Below are 20,307 nucleotides of genomic sequence, written 5' to 3' on the forward strand. Positions count from 1 at the left end.
CACTGCTTAAGGCAAACATCGCGAAAGAACAGCCCAATCCGCGAGAGAAAAAAACCAAAGAACTGCCCGCATTGTCCGGGATTCGTCCAACTCGCTCAAGCACACAGGTTGACCGTAGCCGACACGCTCGCAACTCCCTATAATGCCGCCCCTATGGCTAAACAAAAGAAACACCCCACAGGGACCATCGCGCAAAATAAAAAAGCGCGACACGATTACTTCATCGAACATCGGTTCGAGGCTGGTCTGGTCCTGGCCGGCTGGGAAGTAAAAAGTCTGCGTGCCAGCAAACTGCAGCTGGTCGACAGTTATGTGCTGCTCAAGGATGGCGAGGCATGGCTGCTTGGCAGTCATATCACCCCGTTGACCACCGCGAGCACCCACGTGATTGCCGACCCGGTGCGTACGCGCAAGTTGTTGCTCAATGCCCGCGAACTCGAAAAGCTCGCCGCAGCCGTGCAGCAAAAAGGCTACGCGTGCATCTGCTTGTCCTGGTACTGGAGCAAGCACCTGGTCAAATGCGAAATCGCATTGGGCAAGGGCAAGAAGGAATACGACAAGCGCGACACCGAGCGCGAGCGCGACTCCAATCGCGAGCTGCATCGCGCCGTGCGCAACAAAGGCAAGGAAGAGTAATCCTTGTGACGGTGTAGCCCACGCGGGCTACATCCCTTTGCGTCGCTCCGCCCGAGCCACACGCTGAACCTCCTGACGCACCTCCTCCAACACCTCCTGCACATACAGCAGATGCCGTGTCGAGACCTCACGCGCCTGCTCGGCCCGACCCTCGATGATGGCCAGGTACAAGTCCCGATGCTGATTGATCAGCATGTCGCGGGTCTCGGTACGCTGCTGGTACATGCCACCAATATTCGTCACCACGTTACGCTTGAGCAGGTCGAACAGCCCGCGAATGGTGTGCAGCAACACGGCGTTATGACTGGCTTCGGCAATCGCCAAGTGAAACCTTGCATCCGCAGCCCCCTCCTCCACTCGGCTCACCTCGTCGGCGCGCGCATAGCAATCCTGCAACGCCTCAAACGCTGCAGTCAGCCGTTCACGGTCAACCTCGGTGGCGCGTAACGCCGCGTAGTAGGCACACGAAGCCTCAAGGGTCTGGCGAAACTCCAGCAGATCGCGCTGCGCTTCGGGATTGCTTTCCAACAAGTGCAGCAGCGGATCGCTGAAGGTCGAACCCAGGGAGTCCACCACATAGTTGCCACCGCCCTGGCGACTGACCAGCAACCCCTTGGCCGCCAGTTTCTGAATCGCCTCACGCAACGACGGGCGCGATACACCAAAGCGCTCAGCCAACGCGCGCTCGGCCGGCAAGCGCTCGCCCGACTTCAGCGTGCCCTCGAGAATCATCCCCTCAAGCTGCTCGACAATATCGTCAGACAAACGGCGCTGACGCACCTGATCAAACCCCATAACTCACTCTCCACCATCCCGACCACTCGCCGGGGCCCCTATTCTGGCCTATCGACGTGCCGGCAGCACCTATCAGAACGCCTTCAATTTCGCCGATCAGAACACTCCGCCTCCCGACCTACGACCAAAGTTTCGCAGGCGGCAAATTGACACACCCCTGCCCTGGCTCTTAATCTAGCCCACAGCGATTGTAAATTGGTATTACCAATTACCCAAGCTCACCAAACAACAACAATCAGGGGCCACCCCATATGCAAACCTGGCAACAGCTTTACAGCCCACTCGGCAGCCTCGGCCTGTCCGCACTGGCCGCCGTCACTCCCATCGTATTCTTCTTCCTGGCGCTGGCCGTGTTCCGCCTCAAAGGCCATGTGGCCGGCAGCATCACCTTGGCCCTGTCGATCCTGGTCGCCATTTTCGCCTTCCAGATGCCGGTAGACATGGCGCTGGCTGCGGCCGGTTACGGTTTTGCCTACGGCCTGTGGCCCATCGCCTGGATCATCGTCGCGGCGGTATTCCTGTACAAATTGACGGTCAAGAGCGGCCAGTTCGAAATCATCCGCAGCTCCGTTCTGTCGATCACCGACGACCAGCGCTTGCAGGTGTTGTTGATCGGTTTTTGCTTTGGCGCCTTCCTCGAAGGCGCGGCCGGTTTCGGCGCGCCCGTGGCAATCACCGCCGCGCTGCTGGTGGGCCTGGGCTTCAACCCGCTGTACGCCGCCGGCCTGTGCCTGATCGCCAATACCGCGCCTGTGGCCTTCGGCGCATTGGGCATTCCGATCATCGTCGCCGGCCAGGTCACCGGTATTGACGCGTTCAAGATTGGCGCCATGACCGGCCGCCAACTGCCGCTGCTGTCGCTGTTCGTGCCGTTCTGGCTGGTGTTCATGATGGACGGCCTGCGCGGCGTTCGCGAAACCTGGCCTGCAGCCCTGGTGGCCGGCTTGAGTTTTGCCGTCACCCAATATTTCACCTCGAACTTCATTGGCCCGGAATTGCCGGACATCACCTCGGCACTCGCCAGCCTGATTGCCCTGACGCTGTTCCTGAAAGTCTGGCAACCCAAGCGCACCGCAGGCGCACAAATTGCCGGCGCCACCTCCAGCGTGGCGGTCACTTCCAGCGCCGGCGGCTTCGGCTTGCCACGCAACACCGTGGTTTCGCCCTACAGCCTGGGGCAAATTTTCAAGGCGTGGTCGCCGTTCCTGATCCTCACCGTACTGGTGACCATCTGGACCCTCAAACCCTTCAAGGCCCTGTTCGCCGCGGGCGGTTCGATGTACGGCTGGGTGTTCAATTTCGCGATCCCGCACCTGGATCAACTGGTGGTTAAAGTCGCGCCCATCGTGACCAACCCGACCGCCATCCCGGCCGTCTTCAAGCTGGACCCGATTTCGGCCACCGGCACTGCGATTTTCTTCTCGGCACTGGTCTCCATGCTTGTGTTGAAAATCGACATCAAAACTGGTCTTACCACTTTAAAAGAGACCTTCTTTGAACTGCGCTGGCCGATCCTGTCCATCGGCATGGTGCTGGCATTCGCCTTCGTCACCAACTACTCCGGCATGTCCTCGACCATGGCCCTGGTTCTGGCTGGCACCGGTGCTGCCTTCCCGTTCTTCTCGCCTTTCCTTGGCTGGCTGGGGGTTTTCCTGACAGGCTCCGACACCTCATCCAACGCCCTGTTCAGCTCACTGCAGGCCACCACTGCGCACCAGATCGGCGTCAACGACACCCTACTGGTAGCCGCGAACACCAGCGGTGGCGTGACCGGCAAAATGATCTCGCCGCAATCAATCGCCGTGGCCTGCGCCGCCACCGGCCTGGTGGGCAAGGAGTCCGACCTGTTCCGCTTTACCCTCAAGCACAGCCTGTTTTTTGCCACCATCGTCGGGCTGATCACCTTGGCGCAGGCGTACTGGTTCACCGGTATGCTGGTGCACTGAGACCTGCACGTAATAGGGTAAGAATCGACGCCGGGGCACCCTTCCGGCGTCTGCTATTTCTGGAGGACCGATGAGCCTGCCTGCTGCTTTCCTGAGCGACGTCGCACAACTGATCCCGCAAGATCGCCGCTTCGACGATCCACTTTCCACCCTCGCCTTCGGCACCGACGCCAGCTTCTACCGACTGATCCCACAGCTGGTGATCCGCGTGGAGTCAGAAGACGAAGTGGTAACACTGCTGCAACTGGCCCAGCGCGACCGCGTACCGGTGACCTTCCGTGCCGCAGGCACCAGCCTCTCGGGCCAGGCCATCAGCGACTCGGTATTGATCGTGCTGGGTGATAACTGGAACCACCGCGAAATTCGCGGGCAAGGCACCCAGATCCGCCTGCAACCGGGTGTGATCGGCGCCCAGGCCAACGCCTGGCTCGCACCGTTCGGGCGCAAGATCGGCCCGGACCCTGCGTCCATCAATGCTTGCAAGATCGGCGGTATCGTCGCCAACAACGCCAGTGGCATGTGCTGCGGCACGGCACAAAACACCTACCACACCCTGGCGGGCATCCGCCTGGTACTGGCCGATGGCAGCCGCCTGGACACCGAAGATGCCGCCAGCGTGCAAGCCTTCCGCCAGTCACATGGCGCACTGCTTGAACGCCTGGCCTTATTGGGCCGCGAGACACGAGCAAATACTGAGCTGGCGGCAAAGATCCGCCACAAATACCGTCTGAAAAATACCACCGGCCTATCGCTCAACGCCCTGGTGGATTTCGATGACCCGCTGGATATCCTCAGCCACCTGCTGGTCGGCTCCGAGGGCACCCTGGGGTTTATCAGTGCGGTCACCTACGACACCGTGATCGATCACCCCAACAAAGCCTCGGCGCTGATCGTCTTCCCGGATGTCGAAACCTGCTGCAACGCCGTCACCGTGCTGAAAACCCAGCCAGTCTCCGCCGTTGAACTGCTGGACCGACGCAGCATGCGCTCGGTGCAGGACAAACCAGGCATGCCTGCTTTCGTACAGCACCTATCGGAAAACGCCTGCGCACTATTGATCGAATCCCGCGCCGCTTCGCCATCGCTGCTGCACGAACAACTGACGCGCATCATGGCGTCCCTGGCGGCGTTTCCCGTGGAGCAACAAGTCGACTTCACGGAAGACCCACTGGAAAACGCACGCCTGTGGGCCATCCGCAAAGACACCTTCCCGGCCGTAGGTGCCGTGCGCAAAACCGGCACCACCGTAATCATCGAAGACGTGACCTTCCCGGTCGAACAACTGGCGATTGGCGTGAACCGCCTGATCGCACTGTTTGACAAACATCACTACGACGAAGCCATCCTTTTCGGACACGCCCTGGAAGGCAATCTGCACTTTGTGTTCACCCAAGGCTTCAACAGCAGCGAAGAAGTCGCACGCTATCAAGCATTCATGGACGACGTCGCGCAACTGGTGGCCGTGGAGTTCGGTGGCTCGCTGAAGGCTGAACACGGCACCGGCCGCAATATGGCCCCTTTCGTCGAACTGGAATGGGGCAGCGACGCTTATCAACTGATGTGGCAGCTAAAGCGCCTGCTCGACCCCAACGGCATCCTCAACCCGGACGTGGTACTCAGCGAAGACCCGCAGATCCACCTCAAACACCTCAAGCCGTTGCCCGCCGCCGATGAGCTTGTGGATAAGTGCATCGAGTGCGGGTTCTGCGAACCGGTGTGCCCTTCAAAAGGCCTGACCCTGAGCCCGCGCCAGCGCATCGTGATCTGGCGCGATATCCAGGCGAAAAAACGCGCAGGCGTGGACACCACCGAACTGGAAGAGGCCTACCACTACCAGGGCATCGACACCTGCGCCGCCACTGGCTTATGCGCGCAACGTTGCCCTGTAGGCATCAATACCGGCGACCTGGTGAAAAAGCTGCGCAGCCGCGAGGCCAACCGTACGAAAACCGCTGACTGGCTCGCCAGCCATTTCGCCACCGCGCTGCAAGGTGCGCGCTTTACCCTGCACGTCGCCAACGGTGCGCGCATGCTGCTGGGTGCCCCACGGCTGGCCAAGCTCTCAAGCACGCTGACCAAGCTGTCCAAAGGGCAAATACCGCAGTGGACCAACGCCATGCCACAGCCCGAAAAAGCCATCCGCTTTAGCCCTGCAGTGAGGGACGCACGCCCGCGCGTGGTTTACCTGGCCGCCTGCGTCTCCCGCGCCATGGGCCCGGCAGCCGGCGATAAAGAGCAGATGTCGCTGTACGACAAAACCCGCCAGTTGCTGGAAAAAGCCGGCTACCAGGTAGTCTTCCCCGACAACCAGGACAGCCTCTGCTGCGGCCAACCCTTCGCGTCCAAAGGCTACGCCGAGCAGGCCGAACACAAACGCCAGGAACTGATCGGCGCCCTGCTCCACGCCAGCCGCGGCGGCCTCGACCCGATCTACTGCGACACCAGCCCCTGCACCCTGCGCTTGGTGCAAGAGTTGGGAGAAACGCGCCTGGACCTCTACGACCCCGTGCGCTTTATCCGCACCCACCTGATGGACCGCCTCGACTTCACACCCCAGGAAGCGCCCATCGCCGTGCACGTCACCTGCAGCACCCAGCACCTGGGCGAGAGCCAGGCCCTGATCGAACTGGCGCGACGCTGCGCAAAAACCGTGGTGATCCCCGAAGGCATTCATTGCTGCGGCTTTGCCGGCGACAAAGGCTTCACCACCCCGGAACTCAACGCCCACGCCCTGCGCTCGCTCAAGGATGCCGTGCAATATTGCAGCGAAGGCATCTCCACCAGCCGCACCTGCGAGATCGGCCTGAGCCAACATGGCGGCATCGACTACCACGGCCTGGTCTACCTGGTAGACCGCGTCACCCGCGCCCGCGCCCACTGACCCGGCAAAAAAACCGAACCCTGGCGCACCGGCGCAGTCATCTGCATAGGCCTCGACAAACGAGGCCCATCAGTGATGTCGCTGGCAGCGGTTGCACGCCAGCAGCGTCGAGCCCTTTTGCGCAAGGAGACACCCTATGAAGCGTTCCGCTCTTGCTGGCTTGTTCATGACCGCTGCGATGCTCGCCTCCCCCGCTTTCGCCGCCAGTGACAAAGACCTGTGCCAGATCAACCTGGACAAAATCAACAACGGCAAAGCCCTGCTCGCCACCGACACCAGCGGTAAAAGTGGCGAAATAGACACCGCCGTCTCCCAGGCCAAGGCCGCCCACGCCGCAGGTGACGAGAAGAAGTGCATCGAAATCACCTCCAAGGCCCTGCAAGACCTGCAGAACAGCGAGAAAGGCGGCCAGTAAGCGAGAGGGCCAACCTTCGGGTTGGCCTTCGCTGACGTTTTGGCGTACACTGCACAGGCTTGTCACTCACTAAGAAACAACGAGTTACAAGCACGGGGCCGTTTAGGATTCGACGCCGGTCGCGAAACTTTAGGTGCATGCCGAGTTGGTAACAGAACTCGTAAATCCACTGTTGCAACTTCTTATAGTTGCCAATGACGAAAACTACGGCCAGGAATTCGCTCTCGCTGCGTAAGCAGCCTTAGCCCTGAGCTTCTGGTACCTTCGGGTCCAGCAATCACCAGGGGATGTCTGTAAACCCAAAGTGATTGTCATATAGAACAGAATCGCCGTGCAGTACGTTGTGGACGAAGCGGCTAAAACTTACACAACTCGCCCAAAGCACCCTGCCCTTCGGGTCGCTGAGGGTTAACTTAATAGAAACGGCTACGCATGTAGTACCGACAGCGGAGTACTGGCGGACGGGGGTTCAAATCCCCCCGGCTCCACCACTTCATCATCTAAAGACGTCCACGGACGTCTTTTTTTGTGCCTGAAATCCAGTAAATACGCGGCTTCCAGGGCTTCCGGGGACTTTTGAGGATTTCTGAGTTCCAGGCGCTTTGGTATCCCAGGTGGTATCCCGGGCTGCCAAGTGCTACTTTCAGGATACCAAAACGGTGCTGGAGGTAGCCCCCATGCCTACTAACGCAACCCGCCTCTCCGATCGCCAGCTCAAGGCAGTCAAGGCAACTGGTAAAGACTTCGTTCTCAGCGACGGCGACGGCCTGCAGCTTCGAGTACGCGCCAGCGGCTCGATGATGTGGAATTTCAATTATCGCGAGCCGTTGACCAGAAGCCGTCTTAATATGGCGCTCGGTCCATACCCCGACCTCTCATTAGCGAATGCTCGGAAGAAAGCAGTCGAGGCGCGAGAGCTACTTGCTCAAGGCATTGATCCCAAAGCCCAGCGCGATGAGCAAAGGCAAGCCAGGCTGGCTGAGACCGAACACACCTTCGAGAAGATAGCCACCGCCTGGTTCGAACTGAAGAAAGACTCAGTGACGCCAGCGTATGCCGAGGACATTTGGCGTTCACTCACGCTGCATGTTTTTCCGAGCATGAAGTCGACGCCGCTTTCTGAAGTCAGTGCTCCTATGGTGATCAAGCTCCTTCGCCCGATTGAGGCCAAAGGCAGCCTCGAAACAGTGAAGCGGCTGAGCCAACGACTCAACGAGATCATGACTTACGGGGTGAACTCCGGACTGATTTTCGCTAACCCTCTCAGCGGCATTCGGGCGGTCTTCAAGAAGCCCAAGAAAGAGAACATGGCCGCGCTACGACCCGAAGAGCTATCCGAGCTCATGATCGAAATCGCGAACGCCAGCATCAAGCGAATCACCCGCTGCCTGATCGAATGGCAACTGCACACCATGACCCGTCCTGCCGAAGCGGCTACCACCCGATGGGTAGACATCGACTTTGACAAACGCATCTGGACCATCCCGCCGGAGCGCATGAAAAAGCGTCGTCCGCACACCATCCCGCTGACCGAACAGGTACTCGCGTTACTGGAGACGCTCAAGCCCCACAGCGGCCACAGGGAATACGTGTTCCCGGCAGATAGGAATCCGCGCACCCACGCCAACAGCCAGACCGCCAACATGGCGTTGAAACGCATGGGCTTCCAGGACCGCTTGGTCAGCCACGGCATGCGCTCCATGGCTAGCACCATCCTGAACGAGCATGGGTGGGATCCGGAGCTGATCGAAGTCGCGCTGGCGCATGTCGACAAGGACGAAGTCCGAAGCGCTTACAACCGAGCTGACTACATCGAACGCCGGCGTCCGATGATGGCTTGGTGGAGCGAGCACATCCAGAAAGCGGCCACTGGCAACCTGTCGGCATCTGCGATCAATCAAACCAGAGACCACAACGTCGTGCCTATACGGTGAGCGCTCACCGGATGCCGCCGGTAACCGAAAATGACTCCCCAGATGGAGTGATGGTTGATTTGGCGACAGTGGCGACACCGGCGACAACCCGCGTAATACCTGGTTTGCAGCATGGCGACAGAAGTGGCGACTGTCGCCGTTGCAAGCCTCCCTCTTGGGGCTTTCTCGGCCAAGCCCACGCGAGCGGGAAGGCTCCGCATTCCCACTCGCATGGGCTCTGCGTAATTACATCTCATTTGACCACCTAATTGCATTGCCACTGACCAGTCATTCGCATTCGCGCTGACCAACCGTTTGCAGTTGATGGATGTCAGCGGATGCCACTCAGCCGCGAGTGCGTCAGCCAAGCACTGAAGGACTGCAACCGCCCCATAGCTGTCGGTGGCGACAGGCAAGAATCGGCCAAAAGCAGGCACTCGAAACGCTACTAAGCTAGGGACGATTCATAGCACCGTTTTTAGCCTCCGCCCGCGACTGCAGATCGCACAAGCAGAATAGGGGAAATGATAGGATCCTGGCCGAGCCGAAATCCTAGAAAGGGGCAATGTGATGGTTTCACGATTAGCAGAGATCGGGCATGAGATCCTTCTCAAGGAGGAAGCCGAGGAGTCCATGTTTGTGTGCCTGGCGTGCATTGGTGACACCTGGCTCAAAGGTCGCCCCTCCAAACGTGCGATGCCACGGGTCTGCGCTTCCTGTGGAACGTCCACGCTGGTGGCACTCACTTCCAAGACAATTGCAGATACCATCAAGAACAAACTTTCAGATCACTTTGCCATCGACTATGGGCTTTACCCAGGCTACGAAATGACGCTCAGTCAAATCATTGGTCGTGCAATCCGCAGTGAATCGGAAGCTGTGTGCAACGCGGTAGCCGAACGGCTCATAGACCCGGATGCAGATGAGGAACACTTTTACTTCCACGGGCAGGAATATTGCCGGGCATCCAGCCGATTCGAGTCCGAGGAACATGAGCGGTGGTGGATCGAGGGTGAGTGGACGCAAGTAGCAACTGAGCTGGTTCATGGCCGTAGGTTTTTCAATACCAATGCCAGCCGGTTTTTTGAATCCCTGATGGCTGAAGCGATGCTGGCCGGTAGTGATGCAAATGCTGACACGACCGCGGTCGTCAAGGTAATCCCTGAGAACACTTGTTTTTATCGAGCACGAATCGCCGCTACACATGCGCAAATCCAGGAGTTTCAAAAAAATCCTTCCAAGGAATTAGGAGCGCCCCCCAAGGATCGCGCGGCGAACAACCGGATGAGCCCGGCAGGCGTGCCCTTGCTCTACGTGGCCGCCGACGCCCAGACAAGTATTGCTGAGGTACGGCCTTCGATTGGAGACAAGGTGGTGGTAGGGGAATTTATCTCCAATCGGCATTTGGAGTTTTTTGATTTCACGGCACTTACTGCGCTTCAGCACAAAGAAATCAGCTGGTTCGAGCCTGGCTATCGGGAGCGCACTGACCGTCGGTTGTTGCTTGAGTATCTCCACGATCTGATCGCCCGCCCTGTGCGCGCTACCGATACAGATTATGTAATGACCCAAGCGCTGGCTGAGTTCATTCGGTACTACCGAAAGCAGAGGTTTGATGGCATCTCGTTCCGCTCAGTGCAGCGAGAGGGTGGCGTCAACTACGTGATTTTCGATAGGAGCAAGCCTGAGGCATTGCAGACCCCCGATTGGGTCCCCCAGTTCGACCTTGTCGTTTCGCAGGAAGCAGTATCGATCTTTGAAATAGCGCGCGTTGACTATCACACGATAAACCCAACCAACTAATGGCATTGCCTAGCTTGCTGCAAGCCCTGCCGCGCCAGCTAGGCAGTCCCCAAGCCGGCCCCGTTTACGAGGCACGCTGAAGGGAAAATGGGACAGATTTATTATCCCCTCCCAAACGACTGCTTTTGGCCGTTCTCCGCCGGTCGTCACTATGGCGTTTGCTGGTCAAGTCGAATGCAAACGGTTGATCAGCACGAATGCAATTGACTGGTCAGTGACGATGCAAATGGGTGGTCAAGTCCATGCAATTACGCAGGCTCACATTAAAAACCGACAAACGACCACCCGGCTATGGAAAACCACCGGACTCCAAGGTCTTCTAGCACTACCGATTGGCGCAAGAGTCGCCTCCAAAATATGGTTGACCGCGAGTAGAACGAGCGCTAAACCAGAACCGTACCAGCGCTGTCCTCGACAGCACCCAGGTAGCCAGAACCTTTGAGGCTACGCCACATCATGGTGGTTCACCCCAAGTGCGATTAGCGTCCGGCGGCTCGCACAGTCACAGCGATGTGATGGATGCCACTTCTTCCAGAATGCCCACTGCGGCAACTCATGCCCCCTCCTGGCTGCTCTGCAGCAACTTATCCGCTTGGCTATTTCTTGCGCCAACCTTTTGCCCGTCTCTTTGCCCCCTAAAGAGACGGGCGCATATCACACTTCTGCAGCCCTGCTCGCACGGGCCTTTGCGGCTTTCCCCCTCGTGACAATCGGCGTGACAAACACCGAATGCTCACTCGCCACAGCGATGCCGATGATGGTGCCGCAGCCCATGAAATGGACTGCACCTGACTGACAGTCAGGCATGCCCCAGTCATCGCATCACTGCCTTCACCCGACTCAGGATCTCGCGATACCGGCCTCGTCAGCCAGTGCAGCCTCCACCCGCCCACCGCTATCGGTGTTCAGGAGGCCAGATCATGAGATGCCCAAGCTCCCGGCCGTAAGGAGCCGTCAGTCCCGCGTTAGTGGACAACCCTCACAGGTCGCAGGGGCCTTGATCCCTGATAACACTCAACAACCGTGGCGGGATGAGTGAGGACGAAGTCGATAATCTCAGGAGAATTTCGATGCAACTGTGCGAAGCGTTCGAGCCCCCACAACCATTGCTGGAGTACCAGCAGGCGCCACTGCCCTACCCGGTCGAAGCACTCGGGGATCTGTTGGGCCCTGCGGTCGAGCGACTGGCCGAGGTGATCGGCGTGCCCTGCGCCATGGCTGCACAGTCGGTGCTGGCTACCACTGCCTTGGTGAGCCAGGGCCACGCCAATGCCCAACTCGACGGTCGAACCTATCCGCTGTCCCTCTACCTACTGACGGTGGCGTCCTCGGGGGATCGCAAAAGCGCGGTGGATCACCTGGCATTAAGGGCAGCGCGCGACTGGGAGCGGCAGCAGTGGACCCTGTACGCGGAAAAGCTCAAAGCCTATCGCGCCGCTACCAGCATCATGGCCAAACCCAAAACCTCAACAGAGCGTGCTGAGGCGAAAGGCGCTGAGCTATCCGAGCCGGTACCACCGAGACTGATCATTGCCGAGCCCACCATTGAGGCCTTGGTCAAAAGTCTGTGCCAGGGCTTACCCAGCATGGGCTTGTTCAATGATGAAGGTGGACAGTTCTTGGGCAGCAGCACCATGAGCAAAGAGAATCTGCTCAAGGCGATCACCACCTTGTCGACACTGTGGGATGGCAGCCCTATCGACCGGGCCCGCTCTATGGCCGGAGAAAGCCTGCGCGCTTATGACCGCCGCCTCAGCCTGCACCTGATGCTGCAGCCCTACCTGGCCAACCAGCTGTTCAAAGACCCGGTGATCAATGGCCAAGGCATCCTCGGCCGTTGCCTGATCAGTTGGCCCGAGCGCCTGGCCGGCCAGCGACTTTACAAGGCGATCGACCTGACCCGAGATGCCAAAGTCCAACGCTACCAACAGCGGATCACCGCCCTGCTGCAAAAGCCCTGGTCGCTTCACCAGGATGGCTCACTCAATCCTGCCACGCTGGAGCTGACTCCCCGCGCCCGCCGGGCCTGGATTGATATTCATGACACCATCGAGTGCCAGTCTGGCGAGTTCGGCGAGCTGGCCGGTATCCAACCTGTCGCAGGCAAGGCGGCGGCGAATGTACTGCGTATCGCAGGCGTGCTGGCCATGGTTGAAGAGGCCAGTGCGTTGGACGAAGCACACATCCAGCGCGCCTCCACGCTGATGGATTACTACCTGGCTGAGATTCAGCGCTTAACCGAACAGGAGCCGGTCAATAGCCGACGTGAGGAAGCGGATCGGCTGCTGCGCTGGCTGGTGCAGAAAGGCTGGACCCACTTCACCGTCCGCGACGTCAATCGCAACGGCCCTCGTTTTGCGCGCAAGAGCGCTGACCATACCGCTTCTTTATTGGTCGTGCTGATCACTCATCGCTGGCTGAGCAGCCGCGACGGAAAAACTTTCGAGGTCCGCCATGTTTCGCCTTAATGACGCGGTGCGCCGCTACCAGGCGCAACATCAACCACAACCTGAATCACGGCGTGTCGCCGCCGCTGTCGCCACCCTGTCGCCACGCGCCTGGCCAGAAACGACGCGGGTTGTCGCCACTGTCGCCGCTGTCGCCACACCACCCCTTCCCCCTGCCAATATCGCCCTGCTGATTGAGCAACTGCGTGAGGAAGGGGCACTGCTGCAACACCAGGAGAACACCCTCCTGATCCGCCCAACACACTGGCAGCAGTTGGACCGGCTCAGCCCTCACTGGAAAGCCCTGCTGCGCTTTCTGCAAACAAACGAACACGGTGATGATGATGGCCTTGGTCGGTCGGCGTGATGGTCGCAACTTCGGCTACGGCCGCCAGCTGAGCTATGCCGGCCCACAAGCGCTCAAGGATCTGTTTGCCGGCGGCCACTTCGCCACGGTCAAAGCGCATAGCGATCGCTGGCAAGCATTCGTGCGTTGGTGTCGGTCAGAGGACGGCCCCGGTTACAACGATGCGCGCCAGATCGATCGCCGGACGCTGCAAGACTACGCCGCGTATCTGCGCCAGCAGATCCAGCAAGGTGAACTCTGCATCGCGACCGCGCAGAACCGCCTGAGCAGCGTCAACCGCACCCTCGCTGCGCTGCGCGGTGATCAGGATGTCAGGATCGCCAGTCCGAGTCAGGCGTTGGGACAGCAGCGCTCGAGCGTACGCACCCGCGCGCCGGATGGCCAAGACCACCAACAGATGCGGCGAGTACTCGAGGCGCTTGGCGAACAGCAACACGAGCGGGTGGCCGCGATTGTCCTGTTGGCCCGAACAACCGGCATGCGCCTGCGCGAAGCGATCCTGGCCGACCTGCCACGCTTGCACCGCGAAGCCGAACACTTAGGCCGCATCAACATCCAGGACGGCACCAAAGGCGGTCGCTCAGGCGCTTCAGCGCCGCGATGGATCGTGGTAAATGAAGAAGTGAAAGCGGCCCTGCAGTTGGCTCGTAAGGCATCGCCAACTCGCAGCCGCAACTTGCTGGCCCGAGGCGAAAGCTACGCCGCGTTCCTGCAACAAACCGTGTTCCCCGCCCGCGAAACGCTGCATAAACAAGGGTTGAAAGGCTTTCATGAACTGCGAGCGGCCTACGCCTGCGAGCGTTACGAGCAGATCACGGGCCACGCCGCCCCGGTCAACGGTGGTCACTGCTATCGCATTGACCGCGACCTTGATCAACAGGCGCGCCAACAGATCAGCGTTGAGCTCGGGCATAACCGGAACGACGTGGTGTCGGCCTACATCGGTGGCCGAGCGTGAGCAAGCCGTTCGATATGGCGCTGTTCCTGAGCGGCGTACTGACCGGCTCGAAAGTCACGCAGCAACGCCATCTATGCCAAGCCCGAATCATGCAAGCGGCCATTCAACAACGCTGGCAGCGAGACAATCCCTGGACCTGGCAGCTCAAGCACGTGCGCTGGTTTCTCACTCAGCACCTGAAAGGCCACTCCGACGCCACCCGGTATTACTATCGACTCACCACCCTATTGGTCTGGAAACGACTAGGGAACGACCGGCAATTGCTAATGGGTCGCTCGACTAGTCATGGATAGGCAGCCCGCAAGCCTCACTTGTCTCCCGTCATCCATCTCAACGTGGATATTTTCTTGCGGATGAACTTGCTCGTAAAACACCGTCGCAACGGCAAAAAGCAACCCAAACCGGTTAGTCATGACAGGCCGAAAACGACCGAGGCTGTGTAAAAACGTTTTCGATCCACCAAGACGGAAAAAACAGCCCAAAGTCGCGTCCCTACATAAATTTTAGATCTGCTTACCACACGGGCGACGGCAGATTTCACGTAGCAACACTGACTTTTAAAGTGACTATGCGTTTTTTCACAGCCTGGGCCAAAAGCAACCATTCGAAAACGTCCAGGAAATCAGCAGCAATTCACAGCTAAGTACAGGACTGCTCTGTGAACCTATCTCCATCCGTGCGTATTGACCTAGGCTCTGGTTTCAGCCCTTGTACCAAACCAAAAACAGCGATAGATGCAAACCCAAGATGTCAATTTCATTGGCGTAAAAATGCCATCGGAGTGCCTTCCGGCTAGACCCTTGGTGTAATCATTTGTCCAGGATCCAACACGTCTATTCGTAGGCTGATCAAGATGCAATGATGGGCGAATTGCCTTCATCAGCGCCCTGAGCGATGACTCAAGCAGCTCTTGAGGCCCGTACACGTGACCCTGAATCCAAAAACGTACCGTCGTGTAGTCCTCAACGCTGAACTAAACAGGACGTTTCCAGGGATGGGTCGATGACAGAAGGTTTGAAGGAGAGTTAGCGGCATGGGCGAACTAAAAGAGCAAAGCAATCCATTTTCAACAGGTGGTGGTGGCGTCAATTTCGAAACTCGTGTTCAAGCTTCATTTGTAGTTGCACTTTTGGCGGGCACGCCTGTGCCGTGTATGCCTACCAGCGTCCGTGTTAAAGAGGTAGGTTTCCAGAGTAAGTACAAAGGTGTGCATACTGATGATATTCATATAATAGGTGAGGATTGCGCGGGGAAGCTGTTTCGGTTGTATGTTCAAATCAAGCATGAGATCAAGATTGGTGAGTCCGCTGATTCGACATTTGCAGAAGTCATTGGCGCAGCCTGGGAAGACTTCAAAAGCCCAACTTTCGACGCAGACTTTGATGCAATTGCCCTTGTAACAGGACCACTAACAAAAGTCGACGTTGCAAACACCATTCCTGTTCTAGATTGGGCACGCTACTCTTCCAGTGCTGAAGAGTTTTTCCGCAAATCAACGACGGATGGTTTCACAAGCGCAAAGAAACGTGAGCGCTTGAATATAATTCGAAAGCAGTTAGACAGAGCCAATAATATAGCATTGACTGATGATGAGTTCTGGAACTTTCTGAAGGTTTTCTATCTCATCTCTTATGACTTGGATCAAGCTGGGTCTGTGACGGCATCCATGCTCGGATCCTTGGTTCAGCAGCATTCAGAATTACCGCCGTCAGTCGTTTTGGCTAAAGTCATAACAGTTGTTCAAGATTTTAACCAAAATGCCGGGACATTGACGACTAGTAATGTGCCTGTCGATTTGACGAATCTATTCAAAGCTAGCGTGTACAAGTCGCTTGATGGAGACATTGAGAAGTTTCGGGTCCGCAGCAATCATATCTATTCTGGTATTTCCAACTCAATCGGTAGCATACATATCTCACGACATGAGGCTGTTGAGGCTGTTAGGGAAGCTTACAAAGGTGGCGGGTTTGTATTTGTAACTGGCGAAAGAGGGGCGGGAAAGTCAGGCATCGTTAAAGATTTTGTAGAAACAGTTGGACATGAGGCGGCGGTCTTTTATGTTAGGGCAGAAGATTTCGATAAAAGCCATCTAAATGATGTTTTCACATCGTCTGGTATGCGGTCGGATCTTAGTCAGATTGCCAGCCAGTTTTCTTTGATCAGAGAGAAAATACTGGTCATAGAATCGGTTGAGAAAGTGTTGGAGTTGAATAATCCAACAGCGTTTGCTGATCTTTTGAATTTTATAAGCGCGCAAGAAGGTTGGGGGGTAATCGCTACGGGGCGTGATTACGCATATCAACAACTTGCCTTTAATTATTTTCAGCCCTCTGGCATAAAATTTAATAGCGTCAACGTGTCAGGCTTTTCCAGTGAGCAAGTTGCTGAGGTTTGCGAGAGCATTCCAGCACTTAAGCAGTTGATCGACAATAGTTCAGTAGTAGGGCTTCTGAGCAACCCATTTTTTATCGATCTCGCCGTGCGTGCTTTGGATAATGGCGCAAAATTTGAATCCGGGAATACTGAAGAACAGTTTAGAACAACTATCTGGAACTCGGTCATTGAAAATCAGTTGGATCGTAGAGGTGGAATGCCGGCCCGCCGTAGGTCTACTTTCATCGAAATTGCAAAGCTAAGAGCTAAAAAAATGGTCTTTGGCGTTCGTGAAGCAGACTTTGATCCTGAGGTCGTGGCGAGGCTAGAGGAAGATAATTTAATATATAAAGATCGGCGCACGTCGCTTATAAGTCCTGCACATGATGTGCTTGAGGATTGGGCGTTAGAAGAGTTTATTGAAAGTGAGTATTTAGAGAGTCTTGGTTGTGCTAGCGTATTTTTGGCTTCTATCGGAAATGAACCAGCAATCAACCGAGGGTTTCGCTTATGGCTCAGTCATAAGATGGCAGCAGGCGCAGAACTGACAGATTTGATCGAAAGTATCATAGCTGACGAAGAAGTTGCCAGCTACTGGAAGGATGAGGTGATCGCGACAATACTCCAAAGCAACGAGCCTGAGGCGTATTTTTCAATATTAAAAAATAATTTGCTATGTAATCAGGCGCGATTACTACTCAGATTCTTCTTCATATTGCGTATTACCTGTCAACGCCCTATTGAGGGACTGGGAGGCATTCAAGTTGACAATGAAAGTTCTGATACGAGCTTTTTGCTTTTTCTGAGACCTTATGGCAAAGGGTGGAGTGCTCTAATAAATTTCACTTTCGCTCACATAGCGTCTTTGGATGATAACGCTCATCCGCATATTGTAGAAGTCATAAACACTTGGTCAGATGTTATCAATATCTGGACTAAGCTTCCTCCGGAGTCCTCAACCGTTGGTGAAATCTGCTTGTTTTTGCTGGAGCGATTAGCGGATTCCTATAGAAAAGAGGGGATACGAAGTAAGGTTTTAAGGGTACTACTGAAGGTCGTTCCAGCTATTCCAGAACAGTTCAATGCATTGGTTGAACAACATGTATTTGCGTCAAAGCGTAGGCAGGACCGACCTAGGTACGTAGACGAATTGGTGAGCTTGGCTTTAGCTAGCGAATTGGTTGCGATGCTCAGTCTACATCGACCAGATTTCATTATTCGACTTGCCATGTATGAATGGTTGCGTCCAGAGTCAGCGGGTGATGACAATATTTTCCGATCAATGCTAGGGGTAGGCGAAAGTTACGGCCTAGAAGATGAGCATGACTATTTTCCAGCAAGCGGATCCAGGGGGCCATTTAAATACTTGCTGCAACATCACCCTCGTAAAGGGCTTGACTTTATTTTAGACCTTTGTCGGACTTGTTCGGAGAAGCACGGCGGTTCTGAATACGGGCAGCGGCAGCAGCCAAAATTTGGCATGCTCGATGAAATGGTAGTCGAGCAGGCTCACTTCTCCACGCAAGATGGCACCCAAGTATCAAATTACGCCTCTCCACACTTATGGAAGGGTTATCGTGGACACTCCACTGTGCCATACCTGCTTCAGTGCGCTTTGATGGCTTTTGAAAGCTGGTTGATTGAGTACATTGAGAAACCACCAGCTAAAAACGAGCTTTCTTGGATTTTTGACTATGTGTTGAAGTCCAGCAACTCTGTTTTGACGACATCTGTTCTAGCCTCTGTTGCAGTTGGATTTCCTGAGAAAGTTGGGGCCTCAGCTTACCCATTGCTGAGGTGTCCAATGCTCTACAGGTTAGACCTGATGCGCGGCCTCCAAGAAAGAGGTGGACATGAAATGAACTGGTTCGGCACCCGGCGCGACTCGATGTCTAGAGTATTCGAGGAAGAGCGAAAGGTAGCCGCATTAAGGCCTTGGCGAAATGACACCTTGGAAACGCTCTTGGTGAAGCTTCAATTTTTTGAGGACCATAGATCAGAGGCTTATAAAATAGTTGATGAGCTTAAGGATATCGCAGAGGCAGGCGATGATAAAAACTTAAAATTCCTAATCCATCGCACCAATGTCCGGGAGTGGGAGGCGGTAGCGGATGATGAAAATAAACGTATAGTTTTTCAGTCCAAGCAAGAACTCAGTGAGGATCTTCAGCAAATTCAGCGAGAACATCAGGATAAGCACGCTTCTGATGCCCCTGTTAGTCGCCTGTATATGTGGTCGAAGAAAATATTTGAAGACCCCCAGATCAATAGAGGGGATTTAATTGGTTTTGATGAGGCCATCGGGGACGCGAAAAAGATCTTAGAGTTGTTTATTGAAGGCAAAGTTGGAAATTTTGAAATTATGGCGCTGGGGGCAGTCGCTACCACAGCAGCGGTGGCGGTGCGAGACTATTTCGAGCAGCTATCTGCCGAAAATGTCGATTGGTGCTTGGATTTGATTCTGCAAGTTATCCATCTGCATTCTGACGATAGAAGCGGTCACATGGCTGTCGATGCAACAGACGCTCATGGGGCCGGGGCTTGTGCCTATGTTCTCGCTAAGCTTTTGGATTGCGACCTTGAGCCGGAACAGGTTACAGCCGTGCAGTACACAATTGTAACGGCCATAACTCACGCCAATGTCCATGTGTGTGAGTCTGCTGCGAGAGGTGTTCGAGATTTTCTCTGGGCGCGAGATGCGGACCTAGCGAGCTTATGCATTAGCGGAGCGGTAGAGTTCGCTCGATTTGAGCTGGTGTCGAGCTATGCCCAGCGCAGTTCCTATTTTGATGACGATTCAAATTCAGTCGCTGTCGAGTGGACCACACTTGTTGCTCAATTCAGAGAGGAAGTCCTGGAGGGAAAGTTTGAAGTAGACCCATCTAACATCACCCCTAAATCCCACTCAATGTGGCGATTCCACGTTCCAATGCTAATGATACCATTTGGTAGCGTCGGCAATATTTGCCACGAGCTATTATCTAAGATTGCTTGCATAGTTTATGATGATGAAAACGAGGAGCGGCATGTCAACCAATCTGAAAGGTTGAATTATGATGTGAAAAAAGTAATTCAAGATTGCTTGGCTGAGCATACCGTTGCAACTAGAGCTGATAATTTTAGACCGATACGTGACATTTTGATTGAAGGTTGCCAGAAGGCTCCAAGCTTTATTCATATAGTTAAGCTTCGGTTTGACTCCGTGATGGAAACGAGGTCCGATTATGACGGTATTTGGGACCTCTGGAACCTGCTTGCACCGGAGATTCACGAGATTACTATAAATGATGTGAATACACCCTATGCTGGACATCAGCATGATTTGAACTCGTTCCTGCGCGGGATGTTGTATGGCGATGGAATCGCTCAACGTCACCCTATGCGTATCAAGGTGATAGAGGTAGGTGCTCAACATCTTATTGATTTCTGCGCGCGCTCAGCAAAGAACAGCCTGGTTTTTGAATCATTATGCTCCCTGATGTATCATCACCACGATTTGTTTTTTGATAAGGGAATATATATTTTAGCTAAAGAGTTCAAGCAAAATCCAAGGATCCTTGAGCTACAAGGCAACACCGCTTTTTGCCTTGAGATGTCGATGGCTAAATATTTGCAGCTATCTGATAGTAAACTAAGCCGTAAAATGTATGAGGCTTGTTTGGATTTGCTCACCGGCATAGTTGAAACAGGTTCTGCTAGAGCTTACTACCTACGTGAGTCACTTATCCGTACGCGTAGAATCGCTATCTAGTTTTTATTCACCCATGAGCTAT

The 20,307-nt window shown here is 55.5% G+C and carries 12 protein-coding genes and 1 other RNA gene; 12 read left to right on the forward strand and 1 reads right to left on the reverse strand.

Translation table 11 applies throughout. The features are described 5' to 3' along the window. The first annotated feature begins 153 nt into the window (after nt 1–153). A complete protein-coding gene (smpB, locus tag APH41_RS06055; RefSeq protein ID WP_003176160.1) occupies nt 154–636 on the forward strand; it encodes an SsrA-binding protein SmpB in 483 nt (160 codons plus the stop codon). A 27-nt stretch (nt 637–663) separates the two neighbouring features. On the opposite strand, the gene APH41_RS06060 is transcribed toward smpB, so the two are convergent. Beyond that, on the reverse strand, nt 664–1,431 hold the full coding sequence (locus APH41_RS06060) for an FCD domain-containing protein (RefSeq protein WP_014719963.1): 768 nt from the start codon (nt 1,429–1,431) through the stop codon (nt 664–666). A gap of 251 nt (nt 1,432–1,682) precedes the next feature. On the opposite strand from APH41_RS06060, the gene APH41_RS06065 reads away from it, so the two are divergent. The 11 genes from APH41_RS06065 to APH41_RS06110 all read left to right on the forward strand — a co-directional run bounded on the left by APH41_RS06065 (nt 1,683) and on the right by APH41_RS06110 (nt 20,285). After that, complete coding sequence (locus APH41_RS06065) at nt 1,683–3,377, forward strand: lactate permease LctP family transporter (RefSeq protein ID WP_054917984.1); 1,695 nt, start codon at nt 1,683–1,685, stop codon at nt 3,375–3,377. A gap of 70 nt (nt 3,378–3,447) precedes the next feature. After that, on the forward strand, nt 3,448–6,258 hold the full coding sequence (locus APH41_RS06070; RefSeq protein WP_054917986.1) for an FAD-binding and (Fe-S)-binding domain-containing protein: 2,811 nt from the start codon (nt 3,448–3,450) through the stop codon (nt 6,256–6,258). A 136-nt stretch (nt 6,259–6,394) separates the two neighbouring features. Then, a complete protein-coding gene (locus tag APH41_RS06075) occupies nt 6,395–6,673 on the forward strand; it encodes a hypothetical protein (RefSeq protein ID WP_003194233.1) in 279 nt (92 codons plus the stop codon). 94 nt (nt 6,674–6,767) lie between these two features. After that, nucleotides 6,768–7,164: a transfer-messenger RNA gene (gene ssrA / locus APH41_RS27925) on the forward strand. Nucleotides 7,165–7,350: 186 nt separating this feature from the next. Further along, on the forward strand, nt 7,351–8,607 hold the full coding sequence (locus APH41_RS06080; RefSeq protein ID WP_054917989.1) for an integrase domain-containing protein: 1,257 nt from the start codon (nt 7,351–7,353) through the stop codon (nt 8,605–8,607). Nucleotides 8,608–9,156: 549 nt separating this feature from the next. Continuing rightward, nucleotides 9,157–10,389: an RES family NAD+ phosphorylase gene (locus tag APH41_RS06085; RefSeq protein WP_054917991.1), complete on the forward strand. Its 1,233-nt coding sequence runs from the start codon at nt 9,157–9,159 to the stop codon at nt 10,387–10,389. Between the two features lie 1,070 nt (nt 10,390–11,459). Continuing rightward, nucleotides 11,460–12,857: a YfjI family protein gene (locus APH41_RS06090; RefSeq protein ID WP_054917994.1), complete on the forward strand. Its 1,398-nt coding sequence runs from the start codon at nt 11,460–11,462 to the stop codon at nt 12,855–12,857. Further along, nucleotides 12,844–13,203, forward strand: coding sequence for a hypothetical protein (locus APH41_RS06095; RefSeq protein WP_054917995.1), 360 nt, complete (start codon nt 12,844–12,846; stop codon nt 13,201–13,203). Before APH41_RS06090 ends, APH41_RS06095 begins: the two co-directional genes overlap by 14 nt. Beyond that, nucleotides 13,181–14,161, forward strand: a complete 981-nt coding sequence (locus APH41_RS06100; RefSeq protein WP_054918039.1) for an integrase domain-containing protein — start codon at nt 13,181–13,183, stop codon at nt 14,159–14,161. The genes APH41_RS06095 and APH41_RS06100 overlap by 23 nt, the downstream gene beginning before the upstream one ends. After that, complete coding sequence (locus APH41_RS06105) at nt 14,158–14,454, forward strand: hypothetical protein (protein ID WP_054917997.1); 297 nt, start codon at nt 14,158–14,160, stop codon at nt 14,452–14,454. Before APH41_RS06100 ends, APH41_RS06105 begins: the two co-directional genes overlap by 4 nt. Before the next feature lie 740 nt (nt 14,455–15,194). Further along, nucleotides 15,195–20,285 (forward strand): hypothetical protein, encoded by a 5,091-nt coding sequence (locus tag APH41_RS06110; RefSeq protein WP_054917999.1) that lies wholly within the window; start codon nt 15,195–15,197, stop codon nt 20,283–20,285. The last annotated feature ends 22 nt before the right edge of the window (nt 20,286–20,307 follow it).

The sequence above is a fragment of the Pseudomonas sp. NBRC 111138 genome (assembly GCF_001320835.1).
GTDB lineage: Bacteria > Pseudomonadota > Gammaproteobacteria > Pseudomonadales > Pseudomonadaceae > Aquipseudomonas > Aquipseudomonas paracarnis.